The sequence below is a fragment of the Pedobacter steynii genome (assembly GCF_900103665.1).
In the GTDB taxonomy this organism is placed as follows: Bacteria; Bacteroidota; Bacteroidia; order Sphingobacteriales; family Sphingobacteriaceae; genus Pedobacter; species Pedobacter steynii.
Window position 1 is genome coordinate 931113 of record NZ_FNGY01000001.1, and the last position, 19629, is coordinate 950741.

The window sequence follows — 19629 nt, forward strand, 5'->3', positions numbered from 1 at the left end:
ACTTTAATATATCTGTTCAAACAAGTTACCCGTTTGAACAAATATATTAAAGTTTTAGAATCTGCATGATGTTATAGAGGATAAACTCATTATTTAAATGAAAAAGCTTTGAATTTAGCGTAATTACGAGTCGGATCCTGTTTCTACTCTTTCGATAGTATTTAACTGATCATTCCACTCAAATTGATGAATGTCCCAGGTTTGGGTACCTCTTGGCCGTTCAAGTTTCTGGGCAATGATTACTTTTTGTCCATCTGTACGCAGGTTGATCATGCCATAGACGGTCACAATTCTTTCTTTTTCTTTCTTCGGATCAAGGTCTTTAATCTTTATGAATTCTTTACTTGACCGCATTAATTCTGTACTGAAAATATAAGAACGTTCTCCTCTGCTGTATTTACCTATGGTACCCAAAGTATCAGGGCGGGGATGACAATGAGGTTCATCATCGCCACTTGAGATAACGGTAGCCAAAGGATTGACTGCCTGTAGAAATTCAGACGTAAAATCTGAACTTCCATGGTGACAGCATTTGGCAAAATCTACCTGAAAGTGTTTCTTTACAGAATCTATTGCTGCATTCATCTGATCTTGCAATATCTTTTTCTGTGACGCACTGGTCGCATTTTGTATTTGCTTACGTAATGTGGCAATGTCAATTCCCGAATAACTCTGAAGCAAAAAATCTTCTGCAGGGGGATTCAGGTCTCCGCCTAAGAGCACACGGACATGCCCCATCACCAGCTTGATGACAACGGAGTGTCCATTTTTAGTTCTGCCAACGTTATCCGTATTGCCTGTTTTTGCTTTGAAATACCTCAGGGTTCTCTGGTTCTGTATGTCTTCGGTCAATGGACCAAGAATTTCCATCTTTAATTCCGGGGTACTTAACAGGTACTGGGGCTGGTTTATATTTCCCCTCACTGCGGCACTAAAGTTCACATTTTTATGTTGGTCTAGTGCCTTTTTTAAAGTTCTTTCATGCAGGGAACCTTCGCCCATGTTATTTAAATGCGCTTTCATCTGTTGATCTGTGATGACCAGTTCAGTGATGTAATTGGTGTTTCCTACCCGAATGGTTGCACCCAATTCATCGGCACCTTCTCTTTGAACCAAGCCGCTATGGTAGATGTTTTTAAAGCTGAATTGTTGAGTGCTGTCGGTCTGTTTTTTAAACAACTGCCCAAAACCAAGATAATGATCGCTATCCGGATGTGAGATTATTGCATCAAAGACCGGAGGTGCAGATTGACTACGTTTGGTATTAAACCTCCATTTTAAAAAACGCAACATGTTATCGCTGCCACCCGCATCGATGATATAATGCTGGTCATCGGGTGTTACGACATGGCAGCCATCCCCTTGCCCTACATCAATAAAATTGACTTCCAGGATCCGGTCAGGCCTGATCTTAGATTTTAGGATATAACCGGTACAGCTTCGACTTCTGACTTTGATATAGGTTTCATCTTTAACAATTTTTTCTATGAAGGTGTCTTTATCTTTGAGCACCCGAATGAAATCTCCAAACAAGAGATTCTTAAGGTGTGTCCATTTTATTTTTTCGCCATCTGTTTTTTCATCGAAAATTTTGACAGCAGGATAAACGGCAAAGCCGTGACCTTGTTGAAGAATTTGTTGTTGTTCCATTTTTTTATGATTAGTTGGGTAGCGTTTGTTGGTTCAGGCTGTAGCCCCTTTTTAGGTCAGAATTTAACTAGGGCTTCGTGAAGGGGAGTCCGAATTTAATTCCCCAAAAACCAGCGTTTTTTAAAGAGGTATTCAGGTAGGATTTGCGTTCATAGAACAATTCGAAATTGATGCTGTTATTGCCTTCTTTGTCTTTAAAAGGAATGATTAAACCGAGGCTTGTGCTGTTCACATAAGAGGAGGGTGAGGAGGTAACCAATCCATTGAATGAAGTGGCCAGATCAATTCCGATATTGGTTTCATTAAATACGTCAAACAGAACAATGAACTGAGCACCGAAATCTGGTCTGACCCTGCTCTTAAAATCGGTGCTGGTCATTGAAAAAACACTTTCATCTTCTGCTAAAATTGAGGTTGAATCTGTCAGCTTTTTTAGATTGTACCAGCGGGAGGGGCTGGAGATTTCACTTAAGGTATGTTTTCGGGAAAGCGCAGCAAAAGCGGACCAATAAAACTGAAGATTTTTAGCCGTTGTAACGGTATGTAGTTGATTGTAAGATAGTTTTATGTTTGCGGTATAAACGGATTTATCAATAGGCTTACTTAAACTGGTTGCAATTTGAGGATCGAGGTATTTAAAGTTGTCCCAGCTAAAGGGGGTTACATTGAGTTTAAACCAGGATATGCGCTTAGCCGTCCATTTTTCCTTATAATACTTTAGTTCCAGTTCCTCAAGGGTATTGAAAAACCGTTTTTTTGCTCCTTTGTGAACTTTTGCCGAATCTTTTTCTTCAATTTCATCGGAAATATCTAAGTAGTCAGAAAAATCTGTTTTTGCATTTTCATATTTTTCCTTGGTTTCCCCAAAGGCTTCATCCACTATTGCTTTATGAAAGACTTCATTTCTGGCGCCAGGCTTAGGTTTATAGCCCTCATTAACAATCCAGGTAAATGAATATCCAGCTTTAAGTGATTTTTTGTTTTTGAAGTCAAAAATCTTTTTGCTCATCTCTCCACTAATATCAATGGCATGAATGTACTTAAAGGGGCCATCCAGTGGCTCTTTTTTTACTACGAAAACAAAAGGTGTAAAATAGAATTTAGAGCCATCTTCGTCTATCTGCAGGGTGGCAAACCGGCCAACCTTACTGAAGCTGTTTTCTCCAACTGTAATTTTTGAATAATCCTTCTGGATGAGTGAGCGAAAACTATAACGGGAGATTAAATAATTTTTGTGATCGTCATAAATTTTGTTGGTGGTATCCTGATAATGAGTCAGCTTCTTCAGTATCCGGGGGAAAACAGTATCAATGTATTTTACCGGGACGTTTTTTGTTTGCGCATTAACTTTTGTATACAGCAAACAGCTGAATAACAAAAGCACGGTCGTTAATTTTTTCATGTTTTTAAGATTGGTACACAAACATCCAAATACTTGCAAACATGTCTTTATGGTAAAACGCGTGGATTCAAACCGTTTTTTAAACGGTAAAATAGGGGGAAAACACCCTAAGGAATTTTTTTGATAAACTCGATGTTTACTTTCCTAAACAAACCAGATTAAAATGGAAAGAAATTTATCTAAATTAATGCCTGTTATGGAAGCCAATACAGGTACACTCTTACAACCGTCTTATCAGGACAAGCAAAAAGAGGACAAAGGATTTACTGGTGCAAAAAATCTTGCAGAGAGGGAAGTTGCCTATGAGGAGGCCATGAAATGTATATACGAATACGAGCAAACTCCTCTCGGCGGATTCAAGAAAAAAACGCTGGGCGTCATTTTTAAGAAGGAGCTGCTGGAGGACTGGATTAAACATATTGACACTATCTCAACTTATGATGCAATGGATATCAGATTTGGAATTTATACACAGGAATTTATAAACGATACTCCCGAACCGGATGATCATAACCTGGATAAGATAACTGTATTCCTTTTCCCGATGTTTGAGGGCAAGCCGGCAACGATAGGTAAGCCAAAACAAGATCAAAAAGTGAATCCTTTTAATATGGGAGAAGTATACCCCTGATGGAATTGAGTATTCAACATTATTTTGAATTTTTGAGTTTGCTGATATCGGTCATCTATATCGGCAAACTTAAAAATCATTTTTTAATCACATTTGTACCCTATTTGTTGCTCATACTTGTAGTGGAACTAATCGCCAAATATCTTGCCGTAAACTTCCATTATAAAAATATCTGGGTCTATAACCTGATCAATCTTTTGAGCCACAGCTATTATGCCTTTATATTTTATTGTTTTGCCCGGCAAAAGGTCCATAGAAAGGTGATTGTTGTATTGACCATCACGTATATCGTTGCTGCGCTGACCTATTATCTGTTCACCTCTTTTTATGAATTCAACAATGTGATCATCTCTACTGGTGGAGTATTGGGGATTTTCCTTGCTTGTCTGCATTTTTACTACTACCTGCAAAATGACAATTACGTTCATGAACGCCATTTTTTGAGCGGATTATTTATCGCCTCCGGAGTCCTGATCTTTTATTCCGGAATTGCCATTTGTTTTTCTCTTTATAATTATATTCGTATAAATGATCTCAGACTTTTTGGTGATCCGCTTTATCGTGTTATCCCCAGATCGCTAAGCATTTTTCTATACCTTCTTATCTCGATTGCCATTATCATATGGAAAAGACCCACGAAGACATTGTATTAGCCATTATTATTTCCAGTATCATTCTCGTCATACTTTCTGTATTTACTACCTTATTCTTCCTGGTTTTTGTAAGAAAAAAACGCATTATTAATGAAAAGAAGGAGGAATTGAGCAGGAACTTCGAGAAGCAGCTGTTAGAAACCAAGCTGGAAATTCAGAATGAAACCTTAAATGGCGTCAGCCGGGAGATCCATGACAATATCGGGCAGGTGCTTTCTTTTATTAAGCTGTCACTTTCCACATCAGTTCGGCTTGATGCAGAAGAAAAGAACACGAAAATAGTAGAAAGTGTTCAATTGATTTCAGAAGTAATCAGTGATTTAAGAGACCTTTCAAAGAGCCTCAGTTTTGAAAAAATTAAAGAGGAAGGACTGGTGCAGGTCATCATGAATGACATAGAAAGATTGCATAAAAGCGGGATCATCAATGCTTTCTTTGTGCTGGAAGGAAATCCGGTTAAGATGGCTGGTCAGGTTGATCTGGTCCTGTACCGGATTTTTCAGGAGATTGTGAACAATACGCTAAAACATGCCGGATCAAAAGATATTTTTGTGGATTTGAAATTTGGAGAAAAATGCTTTACCTTAACTATTAAGGATTCGGGAAAGGGGTTCTGTGAAGACAGGTTAGACAAGGGACAGGGGCTCGGCCTTAAAAATATCAGACAGCGTGCAACCCTGATTGGAGCAGATGTTGTAATGGAGACTAAGCCATTTGGGGGGTGTAAGACAACAATAACTTTGAATAGTACCTCAATATTGTAATACATGCAACAGACAACTATAGCGCTCGTCGATGACCATCGGCTGTTTAGGCAGGGAATTGTATCCCTTATCAAAACTTTTCCTGAATATGATGTGCTCTTTGAAGCGGGAAGCGGGGAGGAGTTTTGCGAGCGGATTCACCAAAAAAATAAGCCGGATATCGTACTGCTCGACCTGAATATGCCTGTAATGAACGGGGCACAACTCGCCAGCTGGATTAAAGAACATTATCCGGAAATACACATCATTGTGCTTTCCATGGTAGATGATGCTGAGACCATTTTAATGACGATCAAGACAGGGGTCAGAGGTTATCTGTTGAAAGATGCTGATCCTTTGGAGTTTAAAGCAGCTTTGGACGCAGTAGCAGACCATAATGTTTATTTCCCTTCATTTGTTACCCGCCTAATGGCTGAACGTCTGTATACCCCTTCCACAGATGTTAAACTGAACCAACGGGAAAAGGATTTTTTGAAATACGCTGGCACAGAACTCACTTATAAAGAAATTGCTGAAAAGATGTTTGTGAGTCTGAGAACAATAGATGGCTACAGAGATGGTCTTTTCGTTAAGCTCAACGTTAAGAATAGAGTCGGCTTAGTCTTATATGCGATTAAAAACAAGCTGATTGAATTGTAAAAGCCCTGTTTTTTTTGTCCAAATCAGCTATATTTAACTATGAAAAACAATAAAAAAGAGTTGTTACCAGAACAACGTGCAGAGCTGATCAGCACCTTAAAAGACCGCTTTGAGAAAAATATGAACCGCCACAAAGGTCTGGAATGGGCTAAAGTGCAGGCGAAACTGGAAGCCAATACCGAAAAACTATGGTCACTTGACGATATGGAAATCAGCGGCGGTGAGCCGGATGTTGTTGGTTATGATCAGAAAACCGGCGAATACATTTTTTATGATTGTTCCGCCGAAAGTCCTAAGGGGCGCAGAAGTGTTTGTTATGATGGCGAAGCGCTGGAGTCAAGAAAAGAACATAAGCCAAAGAATAGCGCCATGGAGATGGCTGCTGCGATGGGGATTGAAATTTTAACGGAAGAACAATATCGCGAATTGCAGCAATTTGGAAAGTTTGATACGAAAACGTCGAGCTGGATCAAAACACCGGCGGATATCAGAAAGCTTGGCGGAGCAATTTTTGCGGATTATCGTTACGATACGATCTTCGTTTATCACAATGGTGCAGAATCTTACTATGGTGCCAGAGGCTTCCGCGGTTCCCTAAAAGTATAATCTTTTTCTCTTCTTCAGTAAGGCAACAATAATTATGAGGTTTTTCCTATCTTTTACGTTAGTCATTTTTATATTTTCTACAAGCACTACTATTGCGCAAACAACCAAACAAATTGTTCAGGATGCTCCGGTTTATGCGGAGATGTTAAAAATTTTGACAACCGATCAGGAATGTCCGAAGTATTTTTCAGTTGATCAAAGAACACTAGATTATCCCCACATATTTGGCTTTGGTAAGGCTGGAATCTCCGATTATCTGGAAAACCCGGAATGGAGTTTTATTAGATCAACTGGAAACACCGAAGATAAGTCTGTTTCTAAACGATATCTTTCAAAAAGGGTATTCAAGGTAGATCCAGGCTTATCATTTACGGTAAAGGCTGGGTTCAAAATTTTTAGTCCCGTTGCTTATTCTGATGATAAAAACAGATGTTTTGCCGTCTATGAAGAGTTTAATGATCAGCGAAGATTGCTGAATTTAGGGGCTATGTTTTTTCAATTGAAGGATAACAAATGGATCCTCCTGAAAAACTATGTTCCTGCCATTATAGATTAAATAATTAGTTGTCAATAGTGTTTTGTGTTTACAGTATTGAACAACCGCTATCTTCATGTTCTTTGAAGAATAGGCCGGGAATGACCTTTTTTATCCGTAATGGAGATCGTGGCTAAGAAGTCGGCTTTACATTACAGTTCAAAAGGCTTGTTATTTCTATTTTTTAAAAATAATTTCTTAACTTAATTGTTTGAATTTCTTTATGTGAGGTTTAAAGTGTTGAATTCCATTTTAATAGCGCACTAATTCTTGGTTGTTCATGTTTTTTACTTTAAACGTTCTCTTTATGCATAATGCTATATTAGTTCATCAAATGATCGACGTCATGCGGCGATTTTCTCCAGTCTCGTCCGCATTGGCATTACAGCTATCGCAAATCGTACATTTCATGGATTGCAGAGCTGGCAATACCATCCTCAACTATAAAGAAATACAGAAATTTGTTTGGTTTCAGCTAAAAGGAACCTCCGCAGAAATGACGAGGGATATGGAAAGTTCAGAGGAATCTACAAGCTGGTTTTGGTTTGTCGGAGATTTCCTGCACACCACGCCCGGTTTCTTCAGTCAGCAGCCTTCAGTCAGCTCCATTGTCACACTTGAAGATAGTAGCTTTATCGCCATTTCAGTGGAAGATTTTACCGCATTAAAAAAACAGTTTTTTGAAGCTGAACAACTGATTGAAAAACTTCGGGATAATTGCAGGGTGCTTAGAACGCAACACCTGATCGATATGAAACGCACCGCTTTGGAACGTACCAGAAATCTCTACTATAACCATCCCAATCTTTTGAAAATTTGCTCAAGAAAGCAATTGGCCAGCTTTTTAAACATGTCTCCGGATACGCTTACAAGAGCTATGAAAAAGTTGAACGGTATTTAGTGGGCAAGGCTCGGTAGCCTGATAAAATGTTTAATTATCCGACAACAATCGTGTCATCATCCGACTATCGTCGGATCAGTTGTTAAGAATTGTCCTGAACTTTAAGGTATGATTTAACAAATACAAAAGTAATGGACACGATAGCGAAACGACCAAATCCTTCTAAAAAGAGAGAAGCATACCTGATGATCTTGTACACGGTCTTTATTCTGTTCTGGTTATACTCGGCAGGATCTAAGCTCTATGATTTCGACACATTTAAACAAGAAATGCATAGTCAGGTTTTTCCAAATGGAATAAGTAACCTGTTGAGCTATGCAATACCTGCTTTCGAAATTATGATTGCTGGACTATTGGTTTATTCCACGACTAGATTACTGGGTATGACACTTAGCTTTTTGTTAATGCTGATGTTTACGGCCTATGTTGGCCTGGCTTTGCTGGATGCTTATCGCTTTATGCCTTGTAACTGCATCGGTTTGCTTGGACAACATGCCAGCTGGGGTGCTAATTTTATATTGAACCTGTTTATTGTTATAGTAGCTGCTATAGGTTTGATCTTAACTTTTAAACACAGAGAAAGGAGGAAGGAAAAAGACATGAACGTATGAGGTTATAGTGTGAAAATTTTCAAAAGAACATTAAAAAAATAAATTTATGAATCTAATAAAAAAACTACCCTTGATGGCCTTCGTATTAGGTCTCGGGTTTATGATCGCAATGAGCTCATTTAAAGGAGAATTGAAAAGGTCAACTATTTATTATTATAACCATCCTAGCAGCAATTTTGTAGATATGAAAGTACCGGGGAATTGGGATACAGTACAGGATCCGGATTTCATCTGTGACGCAAATACCTTTGTTCCTTGCTCTGTAAATGTGCCGGATGGAGTATCTATTAATACTTATTTATCAAGTTATAATACTTTACCGGCACTTCTTGTAGCCTCAAATGATAGAAGAGATAGTCGATAGATTTCTTATAGCGGGTTTTGTTGCATTCCGGAGAGACGTATCACATCTTCGGGGATAGGTAAAACAAAGCGGTGATCATTAGCGGGTAGCCTGTAGGTTTGCCCGTTAATTGTTCGCTTTAGAGAAATATTGGCACCTTCTTTATTTAGCCGTTTAATGTCCATCCAGCGCAACCCTCTCATGACTAGCTCTTTTCTTCTGTGTTCCAGGATGGAGTTTAAAGCTTCGGCTTGGGAGTCAGTTTTTAAGTCTATAAAAGTAGTCCGTCCGTTCTGCTTTTTCCATCTGTTTACGAGTAAATAGTTGAGATCAGCCATTCCTTCTTCTATACGCCCATTTCTTGCTAAACATTCCGCACGAATCAGGTAAACTTCGTTCGTTGACACGCCACTGAATAGGGAGGAGCCTTGCCGATAGCTCCCTTTAAAACGGAATGCTCCATCCGGCCTTAATCTATAAAAGATAATTTTCCTCAAGTCATCATCTGCATAAGATTTATATAAATCATCGGAGATTTTTGCTGTGAGTACGCTAATAGGGTCAGTAGATTGCATATTCCGATTGAAAATTACTTCTACATTGTTTAGTGCTATAGGCGTATTTGAAGTGCTGTTCAATGTACTGTAATCCATCAGTGTTTTATGGATCTGCAGGCAGGAATCAGCGTTTAAATAAGCATTCTCATAATCCCTCATTGATAGGTAAACTCTGGCCAGCAACCCATAACTTGCTGCTCTGGAACTCCGCCATTTGGAAATTGGGTTGTTTGGAAGAAGACCTATCGCTATTTTTAGATCATCAACAATCTGTTGATAGGTTTGCTTTAAATTAGCCCGTTTCAATTTTACATTGAAATCGGAGGTCAGGTGTAGGGGTAATCCTAAATCAGTTGATGAAGATTGCTCATCGTATGCTTTACACCAGACAATGGCCATATCAAAAAAAGCATTTGCCCTATTGTAGAATGCCTGCCCCTTGACGTCGTTAAATTGTTGGCTTTGTCCGGTACCAGGATCTATCTTTTTTAGACCTTCCAAAATAGTATTGCAATAATAAATGGTTCTATAACCCGATGTCCAGCCACATTCAGGCTTATCAGAAAGAATGATCTTATCTCCCCAGTTATAGATGTTTTTATCTGTTCCATATCCCAGGTTGTCCCAGTCTGCATCGCTTAGGTAATAATCATCTGAACTGATTTCTCCCTCAGATGGGCCAGATTGATTTATATTTAGGGTATTGTCCAGCAGTGCCTGGAAATCTTCCAATGTTTTTGGGACCGCTAATTTCTGGTTTGATTTTTCATCAAGAAATTTTTCACAGCCCATGTTCAGAAATAGAGGTACTAAAATCAGCAGGCTAATGATGTTGAGTTTTTTGAAAATATTCATAACTATAATTGTGGTGTTAAATAATAAGCCAGGTTAATTGACATTGGCCCTGAGTCCGATGGAAAAATATTTTGAGGGCAGTAAGGTATTTCCATTCTGATATTCGGGATCTAGCCTGAGCTTGTTGGCGCGCCAAATGATTCCCAGGTTACTTGCATTGAAGAAAATGCTTAGGTTTTTCATTCCAAGCTTGTTGACCAGATTTTGGTTTAGGGAATAGGATAACATCACATATTCCATTCTTATATGATCTGCTTTTTCGACTAATACCGAAGATCCCGAATAAAAGGTATCTCTATTCGTGTTGAGCGCATATATCATTGAGGGAATGTTTGTATGGTGCTCATCACCTGGTTGCTGCCATCTGGCCGCGTAATCACTATGACCAAGCCCCCTATTAAATAAGGAAGAATAGTCGATCGAATTTCGTCTGAAATGATGCCCCAGTTTATAGCTGAAGCTTAAACTCAAAGACAACCCGCCATAGGAAAAGGTATTTCCCAGGGAACCTGAAAAAGCAGGTAGTACCTGGCCGCTATATTTCAGGTCACTTAAAGAGCTGTTATACATTAACTGAGTATAGTCATTTGTTTTTTTTCCATCGAAATATCCGGTCGGATCACCGGTTTCGGGATCTAATCCAGCCCATTTATAGGAAAATATGGAGAATATAGGTTTTCCTTTAACGCCAGAAATGCTTCCTGCGCTAATAAAATTACCCGAGTTTTTGGTATCCATGAGGTAATCTACCACCTCGTCTTTATTGTAATTAAAATTAAAATCAGTTGCCCAGCTAAACCTCTTCTGTTTGATATTAATACTGCTCAGTTCTATATCTATTCCTGAACCTTTGATCCTGGCTACATTTTTAGTCAATGTCTGCCCCACGCCATAGGTCTCATCCATCATTGCATTGCCAAACAAGTGATCTCCGTTTTTTCGATAGTATTCAATACTACCCACCAACCTGTTTGATGCAAACCTAAAGTCTAATCCAAAATTGAGCATTCCTGATGTTTCCCATCTAAGGTCTGGATTTGAATAGTTATCGAACTGAGCATAAGGCAGACCTGGGTTGTTGGCTGGTGCTTTTAAAAAACGTATCGTGCTAACCGCACTCATTTTAGGGTCAATATTTCCGCTAAAACCGTAAGTTGTTCTAAGGCGCAAGTAGGGTATAAGGTTGGATTTATAGAAAGATTCTTTACTGATATCCCAGCTACCGCCTACAGACCATAAAAGATTCCATTTATCATTGGTGTTTAGACCAAAAAGGTTTGATGCATCCCGTCGGGCACTGGCAGAAATGATGTACTTATCATTATAGGTATACGAACCATTTGCATAAACAGAGACAAAGCGGGAAAGGGCATCTTCCAGGTTTTGATTTTCTGGAATATAAGAGAGTTCTTTGCTAATGTATTCCGGATATTGATTGGTATAGTCAACCTGTCCTATCGCGAGGATATCTGCATTATAGCCATACATACGATAATTGTTACCCGTGGAGCGGGCACCTCGAAATTCTGTTCCTCCAATCAGATGAACCTCATGTTTATTCCACACGCGGTTAAAATTCAATTGGCCTCTTAAATTATGGGCTAATAGCAGATGGTTAGATAAATCTAATATTCCTCCTTTTGGAACGCGGTAAATCACTTCTCCGGTTGAAGGATTTATTTGTGTATAGGTATTGACCAGGTTCCTTGAAAAATAGCTGTCCTTATCCCGGTGGTTCTTACCTGTGGATTGTTGACGTTCATACTGATATTTTAGATCCGCATTGAGGCCTTTGAACAACGTGTAATTGATGCCGGTATTAAATAAAATGTCAGTCGTGCTTGTTGTGTTTTGGCTATGCTTGTAGTCTAACAATGGATAGTAATTCCAGTCGAGCAGTTTTCCTCCTTCCAGTGATTCAATATAACTTTGTCTTTTTTGGGCAATAGTTAAGGGATTGCCACTATCGTCGGCAAAACGAGCATATGGGTATAAATCGTAAGCAGCTGACTTAATGTTATCGTAACCCGGCCTGCCGCTAATGCTGCTGTTTAGGGTGTAATATATGTCTGTAGTAATTCTTAAATCTTTTAGTGGCTGATAAGTATGGCCAAACCTTAGATTAAAGCGTTGGTACTTTTCGTTCAGAATGCTTGAATTGCGATCATAACCCGCCGAAGCAATCCAATTATGTTTTTGCGATCCGCCATCTAAATTCAGTGCATATTGCTGGTTAAGGCCAACCTGATACATGTATTTATGGTACGCTCTTCTAACGTCAAATGTTCTCAGAAGAGCTGTGTTTTTCCGATAGTCAGGATTAGTGATGTCTCCGTTGTGTTTGATCAACAATTCTACGACAGGAGTTAGGGGCGGCTTATTTGAATTATTAATCCTGGATTCATAAAATTTGTTTTTATATAACATTTCTTCCACATCTATAAAATCAGAAGAAGACATCTGTCGAAGGTAGCCCAGGTTAGGTTTAGTTTTTAATGTGGTGTTGATGTTAAACCCGATACTTAGGGGCTTGTTAAAAGCCCCTTTCTTAGTCGTGATGACGATAACTCCGTTTCCGGCTCTGGCTCCCCAGATAGAGCTTGCAGCTGCATCTTTCAGTAAAGTGATCGATTCAACATCATTGGGATTAATGTTGTCAATATTTCCTTCATAAGGGAAGTTATCTAAAACAATTAGTGGTGCCTTTGGGCCATTAATGGTACTCAACCCTCTGATCATGAGTTTCCCTTCTCCGGCAGTTGTGCTATTATCTGCGATTAATCCGTTGGCTATCGCAGGCAACCTGCTCAATATATCAGTACTCACTTGTTCATTGAATCTTTTATTGCCGATAGCTGTAAAAGATCCTGTTGCTCTTTCTTTTGGTAACTGCTGGTAACCAGAAGAAATGATGACCTCCTTCAAATTTTTTTCTTCGGCTTTCATTGAAATAACGAAAGGTAGGGCAGATGAAGAAATATAAACCCTGGTACGTAAATAACCAATGCATGATACTTCAAGAATAGAATCACGAGGATCAACGCTGATATTAAAAATACCGTCTTGCTTTGCCAGGCTTTTAGTATTTCCGGGTATTGACTTGATTGTCGCACCAGGCAAAGGTTGTTTTGATTCGGATGTGATGATCTTGCCGGTTATAATTTTCTGGCCAAAGGCCTGGACACCGCAAAATAATAGGATGATATGGAATAGTGCTAGTTTCATTTTACAGAAATTATGAATGAGTTATTTTGCAGTTTATTGATCCGTGATGACGAAGAAGTCGATCTCCCTAACGGCTTCGATTAATTCGAGGTCATATGTTTTCAGTTCCCTCTGCAGCGTCGGGAAATCCGGATTACCGGAGAGATCGATATCTATGTTGGTGGTATAGCCCGTTTCATTCAAAACCGGAATTTTAATAATATCAAGCGCATTAATCTGAGCTGCGAGTGAAGAAGGAGGAAGATTTTGCAGCCTGGATCTGGTGTATGAGAACAATGTGCTAAATGGCTCTCCGCCTTTTGTGCTAATTTTATCCTTGCGGCTGGTTCTTTTTAAAATCAGACATTTTGTCTTTCTCTTTTCGATTTTCCCATAATAACCAGAGTATCTGTTTAGATCTTCCAGCATATAAGAATAGAGCTTGTTAATTTTATTGGGCGGTACGACCATCGAATAGGTGTAAAAATTGCTTATTGAAAATAAGCTGCCGGCTTTGGCATAATCTTTAACCAATAGGGATTTGTCCTTAACTTTTATCACCAATCGCTTGGGATCATAAGCATCTTCAGACGAAGGCATCAGATGGCTGATCACATCAGTATATATTTCAATAAGCGGAAGATTTCTAATTGTTTTGCCGGTTAAAACACCTTTTTCATTTCTAAGTTCATTTTGTCCTGATCCTAGTCCATCATAATACCCTTTGAAAAGAATTCCATAGCTTTGCAGATCTAAATTGCTGAGCAGATCATTTCTTAGCAAAACAGGGATTTTAGGATCCAGATCGATTTTCTGACGAATAGATGAAGGATTGTTGTCTAATGCCAGCTGGACATTTTTAGCAGTTACCTCTCTTGATGAACTTTGTGTGATTACCCTTCCATCAGCAGATATCCAGACGCAATGGGGGAGGACTCGATGTGGGAAAGTCTTCCTAAGTAAGTTATGGCCATAGACGCTTGATAAGTTCAAAGCTGAGAGCGTTTGATTCGTTTTTATAAAGGGTTCTACCTTGTTTTTTTCTTCAAATGTCACCGGAAGTATAATTAATTTGTCTTTAAACGGTTGCGCTGCGTGATGCATTTTTGGCATGGCAACGATGCAGGAGAAACACCATGTCGCCCAAAAGTCCAGGATGATTAATTTCCCTCTGTAATCGTTCAGCGTAACCGTCTCTTTCCCTTCCGGATGGTTTACCACTTTTAAAGGCATATTCCACAATGCTTCAGGAATTTGATCACCGATTTTTAGGGATTTAATACTGTCTTTCAGTGGGTCTGCGGTCTGCGCGTCTGCCTTGAAAAAAAGGCAATGCATGGCCATGGCGATGCATATCGTTAATTTGTTCATCTTGATTAATTTTAATTTATAAAAGGATTTTTGTTGATGTTTTGGTGTTCGTTAATCTGATTCTTTGATTTGCCACTATTGGGGTTTTGTGACTTGTTTAATTAAACAATTAAAGTATTTGAATTTCGATTGTATCTTTAAAGTTGAATTTTGTTGAATATATAGAGAATTCGCCATAAGTGTATGGCTTTTTGATTATTTATTTTTTATTCCTTTACTGTACGATGAATGAAAAAAATGATATAGCTCCGATTGATCAGTTTGTGATTGATTACGTCATCAAATTAAGAAGTCAGAGAAAGCTCAATCAGCAAGACATAGCTGTGGTATTAAATGTGGGTAGAACATTCATTACGAATGTAGAGAGTCCAAAAAACAGAGCAAAATATAATCTTGCTCATATTGCAAAATTAGCGGATCATTTTGGGATGTCTCCACAAGAGTTTTTACCTAAAAAACCGATGATATAGTCGGAAGGATATTTTATGCGGACCGGTTACCGGATTCACAGCCAGATATGCTGTTCTCACAGTCTGTCTTTCTTTTGCCTATGTCCGGGCTTAATTTTGACCCTATGTTAAAAAAGAAAACGATCCGCACCTTATTATTAAGTATGTTCTTTGGCCTCTCCTGGAATGCCGAAGCCCAAACCAGCCAAACCCTGCAAAGCCGGATTCAACTGATGGCTAAAGAAACAGACCCGGAAAAAAATGTGCTTTCGCTGCACAGTATCATCAGGGATTTCAAGCTGGATACTGTCAAAAACGCAGAGGATATTGATGTTCTGAAAGGACAGGTCGCGATTTCCTTTCTTAAAGCGGGTGCTTTTCTGAAATTTGAGGTCTACCTCGGTTTGATCAGCAACAAGTTTAATCAGACTTCTTATTTGAATCTTGCACAGTATTCTAAATGAAGATTCCGGATACCTGATCATGGACTATAGCAGTCAGAAGATTCCCATTTCAAAACAGAAAAAAAGTTCGGTCAAAGCCTTGTTGAAATTGTAATGCATTAGGCATTCATTTTTACATTCAAGCGAATGTATCCGCAATTTCTTTTATAATCTTTGCACTGAAGGTATGCCTGCCTGTGAGCCACCTGTTTATTTCGTCTGGATTGATGTCCAGAGAGATCGCAAGGTCGTTCGGGGAAAGGCCTTGCTCAGCTAAGATTTTTTCAGTTTTACGGGCAACGTCCAGATTCAACTGCGCTAATTCCTCTATAGCGGGGTTTCCGCTTTCTTCCAGCCAGATGGAGACAAAGTCGTTCTCTTCCATTTATTTTTTGTAATTGTTTAAAGTATTCCGGGTATTTCAGCCCATTTATTCATTGGGCGGCAAATCTAATGATATTACTTTTATTATCACAAACACTCGGTATTTTGAAGTAATTCACAATTATGTGATATATTTGTTATTCCCTATACTTTTTTTTACCTTTAATTGTCTATCCAATAAAAGTATCACTATGAAAAATTTTTGAAAGACTTTACTGATGAACCATTTAAATAATAATCTCCCCTGGTTATAAATTAGATGCCCCTAAAACACAAAAGCCTTGGATTTCTCTGAGGCTTTTGTGTTTTAGGGATTATTCAGGCAATCAATTAAGATCATTTGAGCGGAGGTAGGGAATTTATTTTAATTTTGGGGCAATGATGAATGCTTTAAACACTTTCATTTGCCCATCATGCGGCAAAGAACATTACGAATGGCCTGCGCTGGCTTTTCCATACCCTTCCAGTTATGGTTCGCTCAGTGAGGAGGAAAAACAATACGGACAAACAGAACTCAATGAAGATTTTTGCGTCATTGAATATCCGGATCAGATTGACTTTTTTATACGGGTCACCTTGACTCAAAAGGTAATAGGAAGCTGTGAAGGATTGGATTATGGGGTATGGGTGTCATTGAGTGAAAAGAGTTTCCTGGATTACAGTGAGAATTTTAACAATGAAAATCATGAGGTGGTTTACTTTGGCTGGTTGTCAAACTGGCTTCCTGACTATGAGTACAGTGGTTCAATTCCAATGAATGTGGAAACGAGAAAAGGCAGTCAACGTCCTGATGTGGTTCCTCATGAAGATCCTAACCATCCATTTGTTCAGGATTATTTTGCGGGAATTTCATTGAAAGAGGCCGAACGCAGGATTGCTGCGATGTTGGGAGTTTAGTCCTTCTGCTCTAAGTTTTGTTGAATAAGTCTCGCCCGCTTCATTTTAATAAAATAAAGGGCACAGATTGATGTGATTAAAGGGTAGGGGAACCGACCAGCTAATCCTTCTTTTGAGTTTAAAAACTCAAAAGTCAAGATTGTAATTAAAATGATCACACAGGAAATCAGTGTAATGTTGATGATACGATCCATGTTTGTTTTATTTTACTGCAAGTTAATTATAAAACGCTTAATTACAAGGTAATGGTGTCACTTTTCTAGCCCATGAATCAACCATCAGGAACGATTTAAAAATCTGGTTAAAATTATCGACCTTTAAAAATGATGAAACCTATCTTTAACTACACCTGTTTGCTCTTGCTTTTTGTGCTGACTTCTTTTTCAGGCAAAAAAGCGCAAAAAATAAATATTGTTTTTATTGGCGATAGCATTACTGAGGGCAGTGCTTTAGCAGATTCAAAAACAGAAGCTCCACCAATCTATGTGGCGAAGCTGTTGAGGGATCGTAAAGATATTACCTTAGTAAACGTTAATAATAAAGGGTTTAGTGGACATACCACTGTAGATTTTTTGCCAAAGAACAACATTGATTTCTCTAAAGTACTGCAGGCAGCCGATAGCTTTGCACAAGATAAAACCGCGGTATTATTGTTCTCTATCATGTTGGGCACAAACGATAGTGCGATGTTTGGCCCAAATGGTGCACCTGTCCAGGCCATTGAGTACAAAGATAATTTGAATGTCCTGATCAATACCCTGATTAACAAATACCCTGATGCTAAATTTGTCCTGCAATACCCACTTTGGTACAGTCCCAATACACACAACAACGCAGGATATATGCAGGAAGGGCTCGATCGGCTAAACAGTTATTTTTCGCAAATCGAAGCCTTATATGCGGAGCAGAAACTTAGCCATCCAAATAAAGTTTATTTAGGAGAAAAAGCTGCTTATGGCTTTTTTCAAAAGAACCCTGAAAAGTTGTTTAAGGCTGAGGAGGGCAAGCACGGTACCTTTTATTTGCATCCCAATGCTGAGGGCTCTAAACGTTTAGCTGGATTTTGGGCAAAGGGAATTCTAAAAGCAATTAAATAATTTTTAGCCGCTCTTCTTCCAGGTCTATCTGATACAATTGCTGACGAATGATTTCTTCATCAACGGAAACGTCTTTATTGAGTTCCGACAGGTATTCCCGCTGGCTTTCGAGCAAGCCGACAAAAATCGCTTTCGTTTCATCGTTCATCCAGCTGTCGTCAGCAGCTTGTGCTTTTTCCTCCCAATGTTTCATGATTTTTTCCATGCCTGCATGGCCCTTTAGTTCATTCTCGTACTTGTTTTTAAGAAACTGATATGCATGTTTCCTCAAACCCTGCTTCATTTCCCGCCTGGCCAATTCCTCTGCTTCTTCATTAAATATCCCGCCAAATGAACCGGTACGTTTTATGAAATAGGGAAGGGTAAGTCCTTGCACCACCAGTGTAAGTAAAATGACCACAAAGGTGATGAATAGGATCAGGTTCCGGTATGGAAATGCAGTGCCATCAGCTAAAGTAACCGGGATAGCCAATGCCGCGGCTAAAGACACGACACCACGCATTCCTGTCCAGCCAAGCAGTAGGGGCATTGTGATTCGCATTCTTCTGGAACTCGCACGTGGCGCTACACTGGGCCGGAAGATCAGTGTGGCGGTCATCGCAGCGTAGGAACTGATGACCCGGGCTCCAACCAACACTCCGGTTACCAATAGGCCATAACCAATGGCGGTGCCTAAAGGAATGCCTTTCGCTCGTAACCCATCAACGATTTCCGGCAATGCCAGACCGATAATGAGGAAGACAATACCATTCAAAATGAATATAAAACTTTCCCATACACTGTGTCCCTTAATGCGGCTGGCGCTGTTCAGGAAAGTTAACCTTCTTGCAGACATATATAAACCGGTACTTACCACCGCCATTACACCCGAGCTATGAACCTGTTCTGCAATCCAGTAAATAAAATAAGGCTCAATAAGGGTGAGCGCAATATCTGAGGGGGCATCCGTCGGTAATCTTTTATGACTCTGCACAAATATCCAGCCCAGCAGTAAACCAATGCCGACACCGCCAATCACCATCCAGAGAAAGCTAAGTGCGGCTTCCTGCCATATGAACTGGCCTGTGCCAACCGCTACGAGTGCAAATCGAAAGATGATCAATGAAGAAGCATCATTCAATAAGCTTTCGCCTTCCAGGATTGCTGAAGTTGATCTGGGGATTTTTACAAACTTAGTGATCGCTCCCGTACTTACCGCATCGGGTGGCGATACAATCCCGCCCAATAAAAATCCCAAAGCAATGGTAAATCCCGGAATCAAATGATTGGTCACCAGAGCCACAGAAAGCGCAGTGAAAAACACCACCAGGAAAGCAAAACTACCGATGATGCGCCACCATTTTTTCATCTCTTTAAAAGAAATGGACCAGGCGGCTGAAAACAACAAGGGGGGCAGAAATATGAAAAATATAAGGTCAGGATCAATTTTTACAGCTGGGAGCCCGGGGATAAAGCTGACCAGTAATCCGGCAACAACCAATAGAATAGGGTAAGCGATTTTAAGTTTGGCAGCCCACATATTCAACAGCACGATTGCAGCTATAATGGCCAACAGAAAAGGTAGAATGGTATGCATAGGTTAAATTCTTTTGAATATCGGCAATAGGCCAGGCTTCTGCCCGAAATATGAAGATAAA

The 19629-nt window shown here is 39.4% G+C and carries 20 protein-coding genes; 13 read left to right on the top strand and 7 right to left on the bottom strand.

Annotated elements, in window-relative coordinates:
- Positions 1-123 precede the first annotated feature (123 nt).
- Positions 124-1650, bottom strand: coding sequence for a ComEC/Rec2 family competence protein (locus tag BLQ87_RS03815; protein ID WP_074604780.1), 1527 nt, complete (start codon positions 1648-1650; stop codon positions 124-126).
- Between the two features lie 67 nt (positions 1651-1717).
- Positions 1718-3052 (bottom strand): hypothetical protein, encoded by a 1335-nt coding sequence (locus tag BLQ87_RS03820; protein ID WP_074604781.1) that lies wholly within the window; start codon positions 3050-3052, stop codon positions 1718-1720.
- A 163-nt stretch (positions 3053-3215) separates the two neighbouring features.
- On the opposite strand from BLQ87_RS03820, the gene BLQ87_RS03825 reads away from it, so the two are divergent.
- The 9 genes from BLQ87_RS03825 to BLQ87_RS03865 all read left to right on the top strand — a co-directional run bounded on the left by BLQ87_RS03825 (position 3216) and on the right by BLQ87_RS03865 (position 8756).
- Positions 3216-3683 (top strand): hypothetical protein, encoded by a 468-nt coding sequence (locus BLQ87_RS03825; RefSeq protein WP_074604782.1) that lies wholly within the window; start codon positions 3216-3218, stop codon positions 3681-3683.
- Positions 3684-3715: 32 nt separating this feature from the next.
- A complete protein-coding gene (locus BLQ87_RS03830) occupies positions 3716-4336 on the top strand; it encodes a hypothetical protein (protein WP_143010329.1) in 621 nt (206 codons plus the stop codon).
- Complete coding sequence (locus BLQ87_RS03835; RefSeq protein WP_074604784.1) at positions 4306-5100, top strand: sensor histidine kinase; 795 nt, start codon at positions 4306-4308, stop codon at positions 5098-5100. Before BLQ87_RS03830 ends, BLQ87_RS03835 begins: the two co-directional genes overlap by 31 nt.
- A gap of 3 nt (positions 5101-5103) precedes the next feature.
- Positions 5104-5739, top strand: a complete 636-nt coding sequence (locus BLQ87_RS03840; protein WP_074604785.1) for a response regulator transcription factor — start codon at positions 5104-5106, stop codon at positions 5737-5739.
- Positions 5740-5778: 39 nt separating this feature from the next.
- Entirely contained in the window at positions 5779-6345 is a 567-nt protein-coding gene (locus BLQ87_RS03845) for a DUF4256 domain-containing protein (RefSeq protein WP_074604786.1), read from the top strand.
- A gap of 34 nt (positions 6346-6379) precedes the next feature.
- On the top strand, positions 6380-6901 hold the full coding sequence (locus BLQ87_RS03850; RefSeq protein WP_074604787.1) for a hypothetical protein: 522 nt from the start codon (positions 6380-6382) through the stop codon (positions 6899-6901).
- Positions 6902-7289: 388 nt separating this feature from the next.
- The gene (locus tag BLQ87_RS03855; protein WP_074604788.1) at positions 7290-7781 is read left to right on the top strand and encodes a Crp/Fnr family transcriptional regulator; all 492 of its coding nucleotides are present in this window, start codon (positions 7290-7292) and stop codon (positions 7779-7781) included.
- Between the two features lie 131 nt (positions 7782-7912).
- Positions 7913-8392, top strand: a complete 480-nt coding sequence (locus tag BLQ87_RS03860) for a MauE/DoxX family redox-associated membrane protein (protein WP_083361668.1) — start codon at positions 7913-7915, stop codon at positions 8390-8392.
- 46 nt (positions 8393-8438) lie between these two features.
- Positions 8439-8756, top strand: a complete 318-nt coding sequence (locus tag BLQ87_RS03865; protein ID WP_143010330.1) for a hypothetical protein — start codon at positions 8439-8441, stop codon at positions 8754-8756.
- 5 nt (positions 8757-8761) lie between these two features.
- Here the strand turns inward: BLQ87_RS03865 and BLQ87_RS03870 are convergent, their stop codons facing one another.
- Genes BLQ87_RS03870 through BLQ87_RS03880 form a run of 3 tightly spaced genes read right to left on the bottom strand, consistent with a single transcriptional unit; the run spans position 8762 to position 14722 of the window.
- Positions 8762-10147, bottom strand: coding sequence for a RagB/SusD family nutrient uptake outer membrane protein (locus tag BLQ87_RS03870; RefSeq protein ID WP_074604790.1), 1386 nt, complete (start codon positions 10145-10147; stop codon positions 8762-8764).
- Positions 10148-10180: 33 nt separating this feature from the next.
- Positions 10181-13372, bottom strand: coding sequence for a SusC/RagA family TonB-linked outer membrane protein (locus tag BLQ87_RS03875; protein WP_074604791.1), 3192 nt, complete (start codon positions 13370-13372; stop codon positions 10181-10183).
- Between the two features lie 33 nt (positions 13373-13405).
- The gene (locus tag BLQ87_RS03880) at positions 13406-14722 is read right to left on the bottom strand and encodes a TlpA family protein disulfide reductase (RefSeq protein ID WP_074604792.1); all 1317 of its coding nucleotides are present in this window, start codon (positions 14720-14722) and stop codon (positions 13406-13408) included.
- 224 nt (positions 14723-14946) lie between these two features.
- Between BLQ87_RS03880 and BLQ87_RS03885 the strand changes: the two genes are divergently transcribed.
- Positions 14947-15192 carry a helix-turn-helix domain-containing protein gene (locus BLQ87_RS03885; protein WP_074604793.1) on the top strand — a complete coding sequence of 82 codons (246 nt, stop codon included), beginning with the start codon at positions 14947-14949 and terminating at the stop codon, positions 15190-15192.
- A gap of 104 nt (positions 15193-15296) precedes the next feature.
- Complete coding sequence (locus tag BLQ87_RS03890) at positions 15297-15635, top strand: hypothetical protein (protein WP_143010331.1); 339 nt, start codon at positions 15297-15299, stop codon at positions 15633-15635.
- A 118-nt stretch (positions 15636-15753) separates the two neighbouring features.
- Here BLQ87_RS03890 and BLQ87_RS03895 read toward each other — a convergent pair whose 3' ends face one another.
- The gene (locus tag BLQ87_RS03895; RefSeq protein WP_074604795.1) at positions 15754-15999 is read right to left on the bottom strand and encodes a helix-turn-helix domain-containing protein; all 246 of its coding nucleotides are present in this window, start codon (positions 15997-15999) and stop codon (positions 15754-15756) included.
- A 377-nt stretch (positions 16000-16376) separates the two neighbouring features.
- On the opposite strand from BLQ87_RS03895, the gene BLQ87_RS03900 reads away from it, so the two are divergent.
- Both BLQ87_RS03900 and BLQ87_RS03910 read left to right on the top strand, forming a co-directional pair.
- Positions 16377-16895, top strand: coding sequence for a DUF2199 domain-containing protein (locus tag BLQ87_RS03900; protein WP_245723789.1), 519 nt, complete (start codon positions 16377-16379; stop codon positions 16893-16895).
- 323 nt (positions 16896-17218) lie between these two features.
- Complete coding sequence (locus BLQ87_RS03910; RefSeq protein ID WP_083361669.1) at positions 17219-17992, top strand: GDSL-type esterase/lipase family protein; 774 nt, start codon at positions 17219-17221, stop codon at positions 17990-17992.
- Here BLQ87_RS03910 and BLQ87_RS03915 read toward each other — a convergent pair.
- Positions 17985-19568 (bottom strand): Na+/H+ antiporter, encoded by a 1584-nt coding sequence (locus BLQ87_RS03915; RefSeq protein WP_074604798.1) that lies wholly within the window; start codon positions 19566-19568, stop codon positions 17985-17987. The two genes, BLQ87_RS03910 and BLQ87_RS03915, sit on opposite strands and share 8 nt — an antisense overlap.
- Positions 19569-19629: the final 61 nt, after the last annotated feature.

Bases quoted from the DNA above. Each gene is read 5' to 3' on its own strand.
- BLQ87_RS03815 (WP_074604780.1), bottom strand. From the start codon at position 1,650: ATGGAACAACAACAAATTCTTCAACAAGGTCACGGCTTTGCCGTTTAT.
- BLQ87_RS03820 (WP_074604781.1), bottom strand. From the start codon at position 3,052: ATGAAAAAATTAACGACCGTGCTTTTGTTATTCAGCTGTTTGCTGTAT.
- BLQ87_RS03825 (WP_074604782.1), top strand. From the start codon at position 3,216: ATGGAAAGAAATTTATCTAAATTAATGCCTGTTATGGAAGCCAATACA.
- BLQ87_RS03835 (WP_074604784.1), top strand. From the start codon at position 4,306: ATGGAAAAGACCCACGAAGACATTGTATTAGCCATTATTATTTCCAGT.
- BLQ87_RS03840 (WP_074604785.1), top strand. From the start codon at position 5,104: ATGCAACAGACAACTATAGCGCTCGTCGATGACCATCGGCTGTTTAGG.
- BLQ87_RS03845 (WP_074604786.1), top strand. From the start codon at position 5,779: ATGAAAAACAATAAAAAAGAGTTGTTACCAGAACAACGTGCAGAGCTG.
- BLQ87_RS03850 (WP_074604787.1), top strand. From the start codon at position 6,380: ATGAGGTTTTTCCTATCTTTTACGTTAGTCATTTTTATATTTTCTACA.
- BLQ87_RS03855 (WP_074604788.1), top strand. From the start codon at position 7,290: ATGGATTGCAGAGCTGGCAATACCATCCTCAACTATAAAGAAATACAG.
- BLQ87_RS03860 (WP_083361668.1), top strand. From the start codon at position 7,913: ATGGACACGATAGCGAAACGACCAAATCCTTCTAAAAAGAGAGAAGCA.
- BLQ87_RS03865 (WP_143010330.1), top strand. From the start codon at position 8,439: ATGAATCTAATAAAAAAACTACCCTTGATGGCCTTCGTATTAGGTCTC.
- BLQ87_RS03870 (WP_074604790.1), bottom strand. From the start codon at position 10,147: ATGAATATTTTCAAAAAACTCAACATCATTAGCCTGCTGATTTTAGTA.
- BLQ87_RS03875 (WP_074604791.1), bottom strand. From the start codon at position 13,372: ATGAAACTAGCACTATTCCATATCATCCTATTATTTTGCGGTGTCCAG.
- BLQ87_RS03880 (WP_074604792.1), bottom strand. From the start codon at position 14,722: ATGAACAAATTAACGATATGCATCGCCATGGCCATGCATTGCCTTTTT.
- BLQ87_RS03885 (WP_074604793.1), top strand. From the start codon at position 14,947: ATGAATGAAAAAAATGATATAGCTCCGATTGATCAGTTTGTGATTGAT.
- BLQ87_RS03890 (WP_143010331.1), top strand. From the start codon at position 15,297: ATGTTAAAAAAGAAAACGATCCGCACCTTATTATTAAGTATGTTCTTT.
- BLQ87_RS03895 (WP_074604795.1), bottom strand. From the start codon at position 15,999: ATGGAAGAGAACGACTTTGTCTCCATCTGGCTGGAAGAAAGCGGAAAC.
- BLQ87_RS03900 (WP_245723789.1), top strand. From the start codon at position 16,377: ATGATGAATGCTTTAAACACTTTCATTTGCCCATCATGCGGCAAAGAA.
- BLQ87_RS03910 (WP_083361669.1), top strand. From the start codon at position 17,219: ATGATGAAACCTATCTTTAACTACACCTGTTTGCTCTTGCTTTTTGTG.
- BLQ87_RS03915 (WP_074604798.1), bottom strand. From the start codon at position 19,568: ATGCATACCATTCTACCTTTTCTGTTGGCCATTATAGCTGCAATCGTG.